Below are 13,917 nucleotides of genomic sequence, written 5' to 3'. Positions count from 1 at the left end.
GCTGAACGTCGGGGTGTGGTGCGGCGAACTCAGATCAGGATCAGCTGAGGTTGGGAACCGCGTCCGCGAGCTCCCGCAGCAGCGCCGCCTTGCCTTTGGCGCCGACGATCCGCTTCACCGGCTGGCCGTCTTTGAACAGAATCATGGTGGGGATGGAGACGACTTGGAAGTCGCGCGCGGTCTCCGGATTGGCATCCACATCGAGCTTGGCGATCGTGAGCTGCTCGGCGCGTTCGCTCGCGATTTCCTCCAGCACCGGTGCGACCATCTTGCACGGCCCGCACCAGGTCGCCCAAAAGTCAACCAGCACAGGCTTATTGCTGGACAACACCTCCGTGGAGAATGACGCGTCAGAGACTTCGATTGTGGCCCCGGCTTTTTCGGAGTCGGTCATTGAGGTGCTCCAATCATCTCGGTACTGCCAGGAAATTCGGTTGCGTCGCTTTGAGCCGCAGAGCTCGATTCGACATGGTCGGCCAGCCAGCGTTCGGCGTCGATGGCCGCTGAGCAGCCGCTGCCGGCGGCGGTGATCGCCTGGCGGTATGTGCGATCCACCAAGTCCCCGGCGGCGAACACCCCCTCGATCGAGGTGGCCGTCGTGCGGCCTTGGACCAGCACGTAACCCTCTGGATCGGTGTCGAGGACATCGCGCACCAACTCCGAGCGCGGATCGTGACCGATCGCCACGAACACACCGGTCACGGGCAGGGTCGACTCCTCACCGGTCAGCGTGTCGCGCACCCGCAAACCCGTCACCGTCTGATCGCCTTCGACGCTCAGCACGGCCTTATTGGTCGCGAAGGTGATCTTGTCGTTGGCCCGGGCGCGTTCGAGCATGATGCGCGAGGCGCGGAATTCGTCGCGGCGGTGCACCAGGGTGACGCTGCGCGCGAACCGGGTCAAGAACGTGGCCTCCTCCATCGCGGAGTCCCCGCCACCGATCACCGCGATGTCTTGGTCTCTGAAGAAGAACCCGTCACAGGTCGCGCAGGAACTCACCCCGCGGCCCAGCAGCTCCTGCTCACCGGGGACCCCCAGATACCGCGCCGCCGCGCCCATGGCCAAGATGACCGCCCGCGCGCGGACGGTCTCGCCTTCGGCGGTCGTCACCGACTTGACCGGACCGTCCAGCGAAACCGATTCGACGTCTTCCATCCGCAGATCGGCCCCGAAACGGAGGGCCTGTTCGCGCATCTGGTCCATCAACTCGGGACCGGTGATGCCGTCACGAAAGCCCGGGAAATTCTCCACCTCGGTGGTGGTCATCAACGCGCCACCAAACGACGTCCCCTCGAACACCACCGGTGCCAACTGCGCCCGCGCCGTATACAACGCCGCGGTGTACCCAGCAGGACCCGAACCAATGATGATCACGTCGTGCACAGTGTCGGCGGTCATGGAACCCTTTCAAACGATCGTCCCTGGACTCGTACAAACGCCAGCGTAGGCACGGCTGTTCCCGGGTGTCGGACAACCCACCGCACCACACTAAGGGCGGGGAACTTCGGTGTTGGCCAACAAACCGGTGTCAGCGGCGCTGCAGTTCAGCGCGACCGCATAGACCGCCAGGCTGTGGGGAGTGTCGCCCGCTACCACCAGCACGACGCCGGGGCGGGCGTTGATCTCGACCCGGCGTGCGCCGAGCACCTGTGTGGACGCCGGATAGCCGAGGCCGGTGAGGCAGGAGGCGCGCCGGGCCGGGTCACCGAGGGGGCCGTAATCCGGGCTCTGGTCGAGCAGGGCCAGTATTTCCTCCCGCGACAGCGGCACCACCATCGGCGGGGTCGACACCGTGATGTGCTCGGCGGTGACCGGGGTGCTCGGCGCGGGCTCCGGCGCGGTGATCAGAGCCGCGGAGCCCACGCCGATCGCCGCGAGCAGCGCGCCCACGCCCGCCACCACGGCGACCACCCGCGCGGGCCGGATCCGGGGCCGCGCGGAGTGCGCGACCGGCTGGTCGGCCTCAGCCGAGGCCAGCGCCGCCGAGATCCGGGCGGTGACCTCGGGCGGAACATCGGGTGCCGGGTCGCCTCCCAGCGTCGCGACGTCACAGCGCGCCCGGTTGAGGGCGCGCAGAACCTGCTCGGCCTGCGGGTCATCGCGGACCCGTCGACGCACGCGGGCCGCGGCTTCGTCGTCCAGAAGACCGGCCTGCAGGTCGGCGAGAAGCTCGACCGTCAGGGGCGGCTCGTCGGCTTCGTCGTCGGCTTCACTCATCCGCCCCAGTGTCCGTCATGCGCTGCCTGACGGCCATGGGTGGGCCCAGGTCGGGCGCGGCTTTGAGATAGCCGAGAAGCTCGGCGAGGCGCATCCGCGCCCGTGCGCACCGGCTCTTGACGGTGCCCTCGGGGACGCCGAGCAGGGCGGCGGTGTCGGCCACCGAGTACCCCTGCATGTCGACGGCGACCACCGCGGCCCGCTGCTCGACGGGAAGCCGCATCAGGGCGCGCTGCACCACCATTGCGGTCTCGACCTGAGCCGTTCGATCGGCCACCGGGTAGGTGTCTTCGAGCGGGACGGTCGGGTGGGCCTTGGTGCGCCGCAGCCGGTCGAGGCATGCGTTGACGACGATGCGGTGCAGCCAGCTGCCGACAGCGGCGTCATGCCGAAACGCGCCGGCGCCGCGGTGCGCCGAGAGCATGGCCTCTTGCAGGGCGTCCTCGGCGTCCTCGGCAGTGCGCGTGGTCAGCCGGGCCAGCCGGTGCAGCTGTCGCTGGTGGCGCAGGAACAACTCGCCGAAGGCGTGCCGGTCGCCGGCGACGTGGGCTGCCAGCAGCTCGGCATCACTGCGGTCGCGCTGAATGTCTCCCCGGGAGCCCACGGCCGGACAGTAACCAATCGGTTGCGGGGCGGCACTTCACCACGGCAAGGCGTTGTGAGCGCGAATCAGGAAGCGGCCTGGACCGTGATCTCGAAGAAGCCGGCTTGACTCTTGCCGTTGGTGGTCCCCAGCGTGGAGATCCACACCAACAGGTTCGACGTCGGCGAACCCGCTCGGACCGGGATGACGTTGTGACCCGGCTTGAGCGTGAAGGCGGGCGCCAGCACGGTGGTGTCGTTCAGTGACGCCGGGGAGGCCGTCGCCGACGAGCGAATCTCGACCTTCGTCCCGCTGCTCGGCGTGTCGATGGTGACCTGCCCGACAACGGTGGCGCTGGGCAACTGCAGCATCAGGCCTTCACCCTGTTTGAAGCTGGGGAACGGAACCGCATCGGTGTAGACCTCGGTCGCCCAGGCGGTCGAGGGGTCGCCGTCGATCGCCTGCCCCGCCGTGCCGGCGTTGTCGGCATCGCCGTCGGGGGAGTAGACCGTCGCCTTGGTCGGCTTGACCACGCTGCCGGCGGCCGCGGAGCTGGGGGCCGACGACGAGGTGGATGAGGAGGGGTTGTTCAGCCCGAGCTCGTCCTTGTTGAGGCCGCCGCCGACGTTGCCGAAGATCTTGCTCACCACCGACGCCAGGACCAGCAGGGCCACCACGATGACGACGAGGCCCGCGCCCACGCCGATCAACAGATTGCGACGCCTACGTGCCAGGGTCGCGTCGTCCTGATCCGCGGACGCACGCGCGGCCGCGGGCGCCGGCGAATCATCGATCGGGCCCAGCACCTCGGTGCGGTCGGCTACCGCAGTTGCCTGTTGCAGCAGGTTCAAAAGCGTTGAGGCGCTGCGTATTCCGCCATCCTCCTGAACCGCGCGGACCGCGACGGCCGAAATTTGGAAGGGAATGCCGCGGTCGATCACCATGGGCTCCACGGGCTGGCCCGTCGAATCGCGTTCGGCAGGCGCGAGCCCGCTGCGCACGCTGGACTCCGCGAGCGGCCACCGATTGACGAGCAGGGCGTACAGCGCTGCGCCGATACCGCGGATGTCGCCCTGCGGGTTGGCGTCGGGCATGGTCGCCGGGTACGCCAGCACGACGTCGCCCTCGATGCTGACGCGCACCCGGCTCGGGTGGTCGATCGACAACGCGACACCGGCGCGGTGGGCCGCGTCGGCGGCCGCGGCCAGCGATTGCATGGCCCGGACGGCGCCGACGGGCGACGGCGCGGTGTCGGCCACCTCCTGCAGCGAACCGCCCCGCAGCCACTCCGAGACGACCAGGCCGCCGTGGCCGGTGTGGACCACGTCGAGCACCCGGGCGATGCCGGGCTTGTCGATGCGGCTGAGCCGAAGCGTGCGGGACAGGATTTCCTGCAGCACCTCGTCGGGCAACGCGCCGTCGGGGTCGACGAAGGTCAGCGCCACCTGCCGATCCAGCGCGGTGTCGAGCGCCTGCCAGAACTGCAGGGGCGGCGCGCCGCCGTGGAAGACCAGCAGGCGATAGCGGCCGCCGGCGATGCGAGCGCCGGGAACCAAATGGACGTCGTCTCCGGCCGGGTCCCCGCCACGGTCGCGGGGCGCGTCAAACGGGGCCGGGCCGCCACGCGACTCCGGCGCAACGTCGCCGTTGCGCTGGTCGGACGCGCGCGGCGGCGCTGGCTCGGACGGGCGGTCGGCGGGAATGTCGGGTTGGAAGTCGTCGGCAACCGGTCGTGGCAGCTCGGCACCCGACGCGGCACTCTCGACAGGGCGGTCGGTCACCTCCGGTCCTTTCGCTATCCGGGCTGGGATTGCCCGCTCCGGAGGTCTGCGCCGGATCGGCTCCTGGACCGCATTTACCCCAGGCGGGGACGAATTCCTCTGCTCAGGGTACGTGACCGGGGACCGGCCGGACGATCGATCCTGTGTCATCGGTTTGCGGGGAAGCGCCGCACGGCCCCCGAAGCGGCGTCTGACGGCGTCCAGCGCGGCCTGCGCCTCCGGGACGCGCGCGCGCAGCATCACCGTCGCCATGATCGGCAGCATGATGACGGCCAGGATGAGCAGGCGCAGCAACGAGCCCGCGGCGCCGCCGTGCGCGGTCAGCTGGTCCAGTCCCCCCAGCCGGTCGGCCACGTGGGCCACCAGACCGGCGAGCATAGAGGCCGTGATCGTGACCAGGATGGTGCGCAGCTCACCGCTGCCGATCAGGTGGCCGCCCGTCGGCAGCAGGGTGTGCCGGAGCAAGAGGTAACCGATGACGGCGCCGGCCAAAAACCCGATGCCGTTTGCCAGCCCCAGATAACCGGCCACCAGCTTGGGGTCGTCGGTCAGGTGGGGCGCCAGGACGGATCCGACGATCTTGACGGCCGTGATGACGAGGATGATGACGATCGGCGTCCAGGGCTGCTCGCGCGCGTAGAAGACGCGTAGCTGCAGCAGCACCAGGCCGTAGGGGATCAGGGTGAACGCCGAGAGGGCGATCGCGGCGCCCAGGTATCCGGCGTCGACTCCGCCGAAGTGGCCGTAGGCGAACAACGCGCTGCCGATCGCGGGACCGCCGACGGTCATGACCGCGACGATCGGGATCAGCGTGATTAGCGTCAGGCGGGTGGCCAGCGACAGGTCGGCGAGCACGGCCTTGGTGTCGTCGGCGGCGGCGTTGCGGCTCAGTCGTGGCATCACCACGGTCAGCACTGTCACGCCGATCATGCCGAACGGCAGCATCAAGACCAGCCAGGTGTAGTTGTAGATCGCGGGACCCGAGGCGGCCGCGGTGCTGGCGATCTGGTTGCCAACCACCAGCCCGAGCTGGCTGATCAGCACGTAGAGCACCATCGCCGCGGCCATCGTGCCGAAGCGCTTGAGGCGCTCGTCGATTCCCCACAGGGGCCGCAGATCGACCCGCTCGCGCCGCAGCGCCACCAGCAGCACCGCGGTCTGCGCGAAGACGCCCAGCGTGGTGCCGATGCCGAGGACCAACAGCTTGGTGTTGCCCATCCGGACGGGGTCGACCGACAGTTCGCCCGGGACGACCGCGTACACCGCCAGGGTCGCGAGGGCGACGATGTTGTTGACCACCGGCGCCCATGCGGTCGGCCCGAACACGTTGCGGGTGTTGAGGATCGCCATGAACACCGACGTCAGGCCGTAGGCGAGCACCTGGGGGAGCAGCAGGTAGGCGAACGCGGTGGTCAGCGGCTCATTGACCTGCGGTGCGCGGCCGAGCATGAGCCGCACCAGCAGCGGCGCGGCGAGCACCGACAGCGCGGTCGCGAATACCAGGAGCGCGGTCGTCAACGTGACCAGGCGCCGCACGAACGCGGCGCCGCCGTCGGGGTCGCTCTGTTCGGCGCGGGCCAGCACCGGCACGAAAATGGCGGTGAAGGTCGCCTCGAGCACCAGCGCGGCCACCAGGTTCGGTAGCTGGTTGGCCACCGAGAACGCGCTGGACAACGCGGCCCCCAGGATGGCCGCGAGAAGCACGATCCTGCCAAAGCCGGTCAGCCGGCTGACCAGCGTGGCGAAGGCCATCGCCCACGACCGCGATACCAGCGCCGCGTCGGACAGTTCGGGTCGCCGGCGATCGATCCCCGCCGGGACGGGCGGCAGCGGGCCCGTGGGCGGCGAGCCCGAGGTCCGGGGTCGCCGCGGCGGCTGTGGCGGGCGCGGGTGTTGCGGTGCGGCCTGCCGGTGAGCGGGTTTCATACTCGGTGCTCTTGCTCGACCCGATCGTCGGTCTGGTCGTCCGCGTGCGCGGACCTGGCCTCCGGCGGGTCCGGCCGGTCCAGGTCGGCGCGGTCGGGCTGGCCGCGGAAGCGGTGCCACAGGCGTCGGCCGGCCAGCAATATCAGCACGGCCGCAGCGGTCATGGTGATGGCGAACAGCACCTTGCCGTAGGCGTTGGAATGCACCGACAGGCGGACGGGCTCACCGAGCCGCAGGCCCTCCGGGGTCCGCAGCGTCACGTCGATGGCGACCCGTTGGGTGAAGTTCACTTCGATCGGCACCCGCAGCGGGAGGTATCCCGGCGGCAATTCGATCTGGCCCACGTCGGTGACCGTCATCCCCGGCGGGGCGTCCACCTGCAGCCGCACCCGGATGGGGACGGAGAGGCCGTTGTGCAGCGCCAGCGGCAAGGGGCTGTGCTCGGTGGCCAGGGTGTAGGAGCCGCCCGGGTTGACGATGGTGACCGCGCCGAACAGGTCGTTGATCGTCTTGCCGACGACGGCCAGGCGCTGCTGGGCCATTCCGTTGCGGGTGTCGGGCGGTTCGGATTGGCTCAGCGCGCGCAGCATGTCTTCGCGCAGCGGCGCCGTGTACTGGATGCCGGTCAGCCCGGTGCGCTCGTCGGTGCTCAGCGCCGAGGTCAGGCCCCACAGCCTGCCGACCTGGCCGGCCACCGCGGCGGTCACGTCGTCGCCGAATCGGCCGCGCGCCGAGGTGTAGGCCCCGGCCTGCTCGGACTGCTCGGCGCGGGTCGAGGCCTCGGCGATTACCGCCGGCAGCGGTCGCGGTACCGCAAGACCGGACCGAATGGTGGTGGTGAGCGCGGTCAAGATCACGTGTGCGTCGTCGGCCTGCAAGTTCCACGTCGCGGGCGGGACCAGGATCTGGGTGCGGGGCGCGTCGTCGTGGCGCAAGGCGTGCCAGAACATGGAGCCCAAGGCGTCCTGGCGGCGTGCGGTCACCGAGTCATGCGCGAGCCGGACCGTCAGCGACGAGTCCAGGTAGGTGGGGACGGCGGGGGAGCTTCCCGCCCCCGCCAGCGCGGCGCCCACCGCCGGGTCGAACGGCGCGACCACGACTTGTGGGGACAGCCGCCGCGGCGCGGTGTCGACGGTGGCCTCGGCGGAGCCCTGCGCGTCCGCGGCGGACAAGTCGGCGGCGGCGATGGCGACGGAGCTTTGGTTGGCGCCGATCAGGTTGACCGCGCGGTTGGTCAGCGGGCCATCGGGCAGCAGCGTGGCGCCGCGGACGGAGGCCACGTCCAGGATGCGGTCGACGATGCTGTTGACATCGGTGGTGGCGGTGGCGCTCAGGCCTCGGTCGTTGACGCGTTGCAGGGCGTCCAGGTCGGCTTGCGCGTAGGGAAGCGGCGCCACGCAGGTGCGGTGCGCGAGGGCGCGCAGCCGGTTGAGCCACTCGGCGGCGGCGGCCTGTCCGGCGCCCGGATGGGTCGGGGTGCCCGGGAGTTGGGCGGGGCCCTCGGGCGAATCGGACACCACGTAGCCCGCGGTCATCGCGTTGACGGTGACGAGCAGGTCGGGGTCGACGGCCAGGCATAAGGCCCGGCCGACCGCGCCGTCCGGGTCGACGTCGTGGCTGGTGGCGACCTCGGCCGCGGACAGCAAGATGTCGAGCCGGCCACCGCTGGCCAGGGAGGTGGCCAGGTCGTCGTCGACCAGGCGCACGGGAATGGTGCCGCCGGGCACGCCGGGGGCCAGCCGGGGCCGATCGGCCAGCGGCCACAACATGGTGATCCACACGGGTTTGGAGGTGTCGGGCGCGACGGCGGAGCCCAGGTCGCCGGCCTGGTCGGGGGGCACGCCGACCACGGGCAGTAGGAACCGCGCGTTGTCGAGGCGGGCGGGGGCGCCGTAGTCGGGTGTGCCGTTGACGTTGACCAGTACCGGGTAGATGCCGGGCTTGTCGATCCCCAAGGACTGTTTGGTCAACGAGCGCAGCGGCGCCGACAGGGTGAAGCCGGCTTCTTGGCCGCGTTGCAGTTCGGGAGCGACCGTGAGGAAATCGGCGGCCGGTTGGTATCCGTCGGTGTCGCCGTCCAGCGTGGTCCGCAAGCCCGTGGACGCGGTGATCGCGCCCGCGTGTTCGAGGCGGACCATGACGTCGCGGACGGGGCGGTCGCCGATGTTGGTCACCATGCCGCTGACGGTGACGACGGGTTGGCTGGACGTGGTGACCACGTCTGGGGTGACTTGGTCGATGCGGACGCGCACGAACGGCGTCACGCCCGGCTCGCCGGCAGCCGCGCGCGGCATGACGGGTGCGGCGAGCATCGCGAACCCGGCCACGATGCCGATCACCGCCGCGAGGCGTAACAAGCAGAGTCGCGGCGCCGTCACGGCCCTGGCCCGTGGCCGTTCTTCCGGCTGGTCGCCGGCTTGTCGGCATGCCGGGTGCGCGAGTGCGTCTGCGGGCGGCGCCGGGGCGAGGTGGGTGGCAGCGGTGGCAGGGCGGCGGGGCCGTGGTTCTGCAGTTTGTCGATCAGCTCGTGGGCCACTCGGGCCAGCCGACGCTCGTCGGCGTAGGCCAGCTTCGACGGCAGCTCGTGCATCGGCACCCAGGCCACTTCGGCCACTTCGAGGTCCTCGTCGGACAACTCGCCGCCGGAGAAGCGCATCAAATAGTGGTGCACGGTCTTATGGACCCGGCGGCCGTCGGTGACGAACCAGTAGTCGATGCGCCCGAGCGCGGCCAGCACGCTGCCGCGGATGCCGGTCTCCTCGGCGACTTCTCTTATAGCGGTCTGCTCTGCGGTCTCACCGAGCTCGATGTGCCCCTTGGGCAACGACCAGAGCATCCGCCCCCGGCGATCGACGCGGCCGATGAGCGCCGCGACCTGAGAGTCACGGGGCCCGTCGAGGCCGTCGATGACCAGTCCTCCGGCGGAGGTTTCGTGCACGGTCCGCAGCCGGTCCGGTCCGCGGCGAGGCGACCGGGATCGGCGCGATTTCGTCGGCGTCGAGTCGGCGGGGGCTTGGCCGTTAGTCTGGTTCTCGGTCGAACTCGCAGCGCCACGACCGCGCCGCCGCCCCCGGCGCCTGCGTGGCTTGCCTTGTTCGCCGTCCGACACCCAAGCGATAGTAGCTGGCACGGCATCCGCTCCCAGGACATACTCGCCGCTAGCGGGGCGCGCGATGGCTCAGGACCGAGTGTGTGTGGTCAGAGTGGGCCGATTGCGTGGGCGATAACAAAAGCGGCACCAAAGATAAGCAGTGAAAGTGGTCCGGACAGGCTGCCGATTAGCATGCCACGTCCGACCTGACCGCATCTGCCCGATGCCCGTGCGATGAGGGCGCTGACGCCGATGTATGCCAGCGTCACCGGCAGAACGATAATCACCAAGGGCCACATGGGCAGAACGAACAGCCACGTGACCAGGTCCACGACGAAGATGTGGGCTATGGCTACCGCGAAAGTCAACGGCCCATAGTGAGTGGATGCGCCGACTCGACGTTGCTCTGTCATCGGCGGCCTTCAGCGCAGGACCAAGTATGCGAAAACCGTTCCGCCGGCAAGCACGACGGCCGAACAGCTCAGAACGCTGATGCCGAGGCCGCGACTACGAGGTGAAGTCGACCTCAGCAACGCGGCGCCAATCAGCAGCGACGCCAACGTCGTCAGGACGGTGGCGGTCAGCATCCATGCGCGCTCACCGGCGTATGCGCTGTGGGTTTCGAACGGCCACTTACCCAGCAGCCACATCGCGATGAGCAGCGCGGCCAGAATCAGTTGAACGACGAGTGGCGCCGACCATGTCGCCGTCCGCCAAGCGCGGGCATCGAAGAAATTCACTTGCTCAGGACTCGACATACTGTTCGCCGACCGCTTTGCAATGTGCCGCATTGCCCCAACGTTCCACCCTTCCCGTGGCGCGTAACGCTACTAGCGCCGGCCGGCCGGTCAATTCACCTCGGATGCGTGCGAGGCTCCTCACACGGGCTTTGGGGCCCCGGCCGACTACGCTGATCGAACGTGTCCGAAGCCGATGTCGAGCTGCTTGCCGCCGCCGCGGTCGCCCTGAACCAACACGCGCCCATGCTGCGCGAGCTGGGCTCGGCATTCGAGGCCGCGGGCCACGAGTTGTACCTCGTCGGCGGCTCCGTGCGAGATGCCGTGCTGGGCAGGCTCAGTCCCGACCTGGACTTCACCACCAACGCCCGCCCCGAGCAGATTCAGCAGATCCTGCGGCGCTGGGCCGACAACTTGTGGGACACCGGCATCGACTTCGGCACCGTCGGTGTGGGCAAGGGCGACCACCGCCTGGAAATCACCACATTCCGCGCCGACGCCTACGACCAGGTCTCGCGCAAACCCGCGGTGCAGTACGGCGAACGCCTTGAAGACGATTTGGTGCGCCGCGATTTCACGGCCAACGCGATGGCCGTGCGCATCACGCCCGACGGGCCGGGTGAATTCCTCGATCCCCTCGGCGGTTTGGCGGCGCTGCGCGACCGGGTGCTCGATACCCCGGCGGCGCCGTCGGTGTCCTTCGGCGATGACCCGCTGCGGATGCTGCGCGCGGCGCGGTTCGTCTCGCAGCTCGGCTTCGCCGTCGCCCCGCGGGTGCACGACGCGATCGAGGAGATGGCCCCCGAGCTGGCCCGGATCAGCGCCGAGCGGGTGGCCGCCGAGTTGGACAAGCTGCTTCTCGGCGACGACCCGGTGTCCGGCATCGACCTGCTGGTGCAGACCGGCATGGGCGACGTGGTGTTGCCCGAGGTCGGTGGCATGCAGATGGCCATCGACGAACACCACCAGCACAAGGACGTCTACCAGCATTCGCTGACCGTGCTGCGGCAGGCGATCGCCCTGGAGGATGACGGCCCGGATCTGGTGCTGCGCTGGGCCGCGCTGCTCCACGACATCGGCAAGCCGGCCACTAGGCGGCACGAAGCCAACGGCGGCGTGAGTTTCCACCACCACGAAGTGGTCGGCGCCAAGATGGCCCGAAAGCGGTTGCGGGCGTTGAAGTATTCCAAGCAGATGGTCGACGACGTCTCCCAGTTGGTGTATCTGCACCTGCGGTTCCACGGGTACGGCGAGGGGAAGTGGACCGATTCCGCGGTGCGCCGCTACGTCACCGATGCCGGGCCGCTGCTGCCGCGGCTGCACAAGCTGGTGCGCGCCGACTGCACGACCCGCAACAAGCGCCGGGCCGCGCGGCTACAGGCCAGCTATGACCGGCTGGAGGCGCGGATCGTCGAGCTGGCGGCCCAAGAAGATCTGGCCCGCGTGCGTCCCGACCTCGACGGCAACCAGATCATGAAGCTGCTCGACATCCCGGCCGGCCCGCAGGTCGGCGAGGCGTGGCGCTTTCTCAAAGAGCTGCGCCTGGAGCGCGGGCCGTTGACCGCCGACGAGGCGACCGCGGAACTGCTGAGCTGGTGGCAATCACGGGGGAACCCGTAGCGGCGGTCTCGCGTCCCATCTTTCGTGGACTACTGCATGAGTGGTGACGACGGCACGGCGGACATGTGGCACCGCGACCTCGACCTTGACCTGGACGGCGATGGTCGGCTGGATGCCTTCGGGCTGGACCTCGACGGCGATGGATTGCGCGACGATGCGCTCGCGGATCTCGATGGCGACGGCATCGCCGATCACGCGGTGCTCGACCTCGACAACGACGGCACCCCCGAGGCGTACTTCACCGACGACGGGTCCGGGACGTGGGGGATACCCACGGACCAGGGACGCCAGCTCCGGTGGTTCGGGCTCGATGGCGTCGAGCACACCGGCGGACCATTGGTCGATTTCGACGGCCATGGCCGCGCCGACGACCAGCTCTTCGACATCGACGGCGACGGACTGGCCGACCGGGTGTTGTGCGCCGACGAAGGCGGCGTCACCGGATACGTCGACACCGACGGCGACGGCAAGTGGAATGTGCGGCTGAGTGACAGCGATGGGGACGGCTTGGCCGACGGTGCTAGCGCGCTTTAAGGGCGACCGGGCCAGCGGTGAATTGACCAGTTCCGCTGGGCTATTTAGCCTGGTCAATAGCGGCGTGACATGCGATTGCGTGTCGCCGAATCGGATTCGAGAGGGGTGGCAATGTTCGTCGACACAGCGCTATTGCACTCCGGAGGCAACGATTCGCATCGTGCGGGCGGACACGCGCAAGAGGGAGCCGACCAGCTCGCGCGGGGACCGCTGGGGGCGGGGATGTTCGGCGACTTCGCCGCGGCCGATTCGTTCCATTCGGCGGTCAGCGCCGCGCACACGCAGCACGTGCAGACCCTGCAGGGGCACAAGCAGACGCTGACCGATGTCGGCGCGAAGGCCCATCACGCGGCCAAGGGGTTCACGAGCATGGACGAGCAGAATGCCGACGAAATGCAGGCGGTGCGCCCGGGGGCCGGTACTTCAGCACCGCGCATTTGATTGCTTCAGCCTCGTCGCTCCGGTTGCGGGGTACAGCGCGCTACCACATGGAGATCGTGTTAGAGCGGCTTCTTTTTGAGTTGATGCGCAGTGCACGTGGATAATTCAACGGGACGACTCGTACAGGGAGGGCTGCATGGCGGATCTGCCTCCGAACTTCGGCGGGGAACCGCCAATTGCCCCGCCGCCGGGTCAGTGGCAGCCGCCCTATCCGCCTCAACCTTCGAAGCGTCCACGTATATGGCCGGCGATTGCATTGGCATCTGTCGCCGTTCTGCTTAGTGTCGGCGCGTCGATCGTCGTCATGACACGGCCCACAAGCGGCTCATCCGCCGCACCCTCCACCACGACAACGACATCCGCATACACCGCGGAGCAAACTGCCACTGCACACCAGAAGTTGTGTGACGCCTACAGGCTGGCAGGTCGCGCTGTCCAAGTCGACACGAACGGCAAAAATCCGGAGCGCGCGGGTATATCGACTGTGAACGGGGCGGTGATGCTCGAAGAGGCGGTGAACGCCAACCCTGCGATCGGATCCGCCGATCGCAGTGCTGCCCTTGCGTTGGCTGAGTCGTACAGCAATGTTGCCGCAGTATCGAGTTTGGCGACGGGAAGCGACGACCCGGCTTGGCAAGCAGCGCTCAGCGACGCCAACGCGAAGGACGCCGCGATGCAGAAGCTTTGCGGTGGCCAATGAGTACCAGGCAAAATATGTGCAGTGGCACCATCACTCTGCGATTGCGGTCCAACGGGTCCGGCACTTGATCCTTAAGCAAACGGTTGAGGGTTGGTGCTGAAAAGCGCTCAACACTCGCTGTGGAGAAGTGCACAGCTTTCGAGGGCCACCATCAATCGATGTCCGGAAGTACGACTGGGCGGCCAGGTACTGCAACTAGGTCATGAACGACTACTGAATTGCCGCCAGGCAGTTGCCTGCCCCACTATGGAGCGGGGATGTGTGGGCAAATCTTGACCGATTGTCTC

Annotated in this window: 13 protein-coding genes; 4 read left to right on the top strand and 9 right to left on the bottom strand. The window is 68.8% G+C overall.

All coding sequences use genetic code 11. The features are described 5' to 3' along the window. Positions 1-40: 40 nt before the first annotated feature. The 9 genes from trxA to A5709_RS08530 form a co-directional block, all read right to left on the bottom strand. A complete protein-coding gene (trxA, locus tag A5709_RS08570) occupies positions 41-394 on the bottom strand; it encodes a thioredoxin (protein ID WP_067948111.1) in 354 nt (117 codons plus the stop codon). Further along, on the bottom strand, positions 391-1,398 hold the full coding sequence (gene trxB / locus A5709_RS08565) for a thioredoxin-disulfide reductase (protein ID WP_067948109.1): 1,008 nt from the start codon (positions 1,396-1,398) through the stop codon (positions 391-393). Before trxB ends, trxA begins: the two co-directional genes overlap by 4 nt. A 90-nt stretch (positions 1,399-1,488) precedes the next feature. Further along, complete coding sequence (locus tag A5709_RS08560) at positions 1,489-2,217, bottom strand: hypothetical protein (RefSeq protein ID WP_068119405.1); 729 nt, start codon at positions 2,215-2,217, stop codon at positions 1,489-1,491. Next, the gene (gene sigM, locus A5709_RS08555; RefSeq protein ID WP_067948106.1) at positions 2,210-2,821 is read right to left on the bottom strand and encodes an RNA polymerase sigma factor SigM; all 612 of its coding nucleotides are present in this window, start codon (positions 2,819-2,821) and stop codon (positions 2,210-2,212) included. The genes A5709_RS08560 and sigM overlap by 8 nt, the downstream gene beginning before the upstream one ends. A gap of 65 nt (positions 2,822-2,886) precedes the next feature. Next, positions 2,887-6,507 (bottom strand): murein biosynthesis integral membrane protein MurJ, encoded by a 3,621-nt coding sequence (locus A5709_RS08550; protein WP_068119402.1) that lies wholly within the window; start codon positions 6,505-6,507, stop codon positions 2,887-2,889. After that, on the bottom strand, positions 6,504-8,885 hold the full coding sequence (locus A5709_RS08545) for a hypothetical protein (protein WP_068119398.1): 2,382 nt from the start codon (positions 8,883-8,885) through the stop codon (positions 6,504-6,506). The genes A5709_RS08550 and A5709_RS08545 overlap by 4 nt, the downstream gene beginning before the upstream one ends. Then, positions 8,882-9,616, bottom strand: a complete 735-nt coding sequence (locus tag A5709_RS08540) for an NUDIX hydrolase (RefSeq protein WP_068119395.1) — start codon at positions 9,614-9,616, stop codon at positions 8,882-8,884. Before A5709_RS08540 ends, A5709_RS08545 begins: the two co-directional genes overlap by 4 nt. An 89-nt stretch (positions 9,617-9,705) precedes the next feature. Next, on the bottom strand, positions 9,706-9,897 hold the full coding sequence (locus A5709_RS27315) for a hypothetical protein (protein WP_082973825.1): 192 nt from the start codon (positions 9,895-9,897) through the stop codon (positions 9,706-9,708). 123 nt (positions 9,898-10,020) lie between these two features. Continuing rightward, positions 10,021-10,248, bottom strand: coding sequence for a hypothetical protein (locus A5709_RS08530; protein WP_068008714.1), 228 nt, complete (start codon positions 10,246-10,248; stop codon positions 10,021-10,023). 270 nt (positions 10,249-10,518) lie between these two features. Here A5709_RS08530 and A5709_RS08525 point away from each other — a divergent pair, with 270 nt between their 5' ends. The 4 genes from A5709_RS08525 to A5709_RS08510 all read left to right on the top strand — a co-directional run bounded on the left by A5709_RS08525 (position 10,519) and on the right by A5709_RS08510 (position 13,630). Beyond that, positions 10,519-11,955, top strand: coding sequence for a CCA tRNA nucleotidyltransferase (locus A5709_RS08525; protein ID WP_068119390.1), 1,437 nt, complete (start codon positions 10,519-10,521; stop codon positions 11,953-11,955). A gap of 24 nt (positions 11,956-11,979) precedes the next feature. Continuing rightward, on the top strand, positions 11,980-12,489 hold the full coding sequence (locus A5709_RS08520; RefSeq protein ID WP_067945036.1) for a pullulanase: 510 nt from the start codon (positions 11,980-11,982) through the stop codon (positions 12,487-12,489). Positions 12,490-12,600: 111 nt separating this feature from the next. Continuing rightward, positions 12,601-12,930 carry a DUF2563 family protein gene (locus tag A5709_RS08515; RefSeq protein ID WP_068008659.1) on the top strand — a complete coding sequence of 110 codons (330 nt, stop codon included), beginning with the start codon at positions 12,601-12,603 and terminating at the stop codon, positions 12,928-12,930. Positions 12,931-13,066: 136 nt separating this feature from the next. Then, on the top strand, positions 13,067-13,630 hold the full coding sequence (locus A5709_RS08510; protein ID WP_068119387.1) for a hypothetical protein: 564 nt from the start codon (positions 13,067-13,069) through the stop codon (positions 13,628-13,630). Positions 13,631-13,917: the final 287 nt, after the last annotated feature.

It is taken from the genome of Mycobacterium sp. E1386, from assembly GCF_001672745.1.
GTDB lineage: Bacteria > Actinomycetota > Actinomycetes > Mycobacteriales > Mycobacteriaceae > Mycobacterium.
This window is presented reverse-complemented; position numbering and strand designations above follow the sequence as displayed.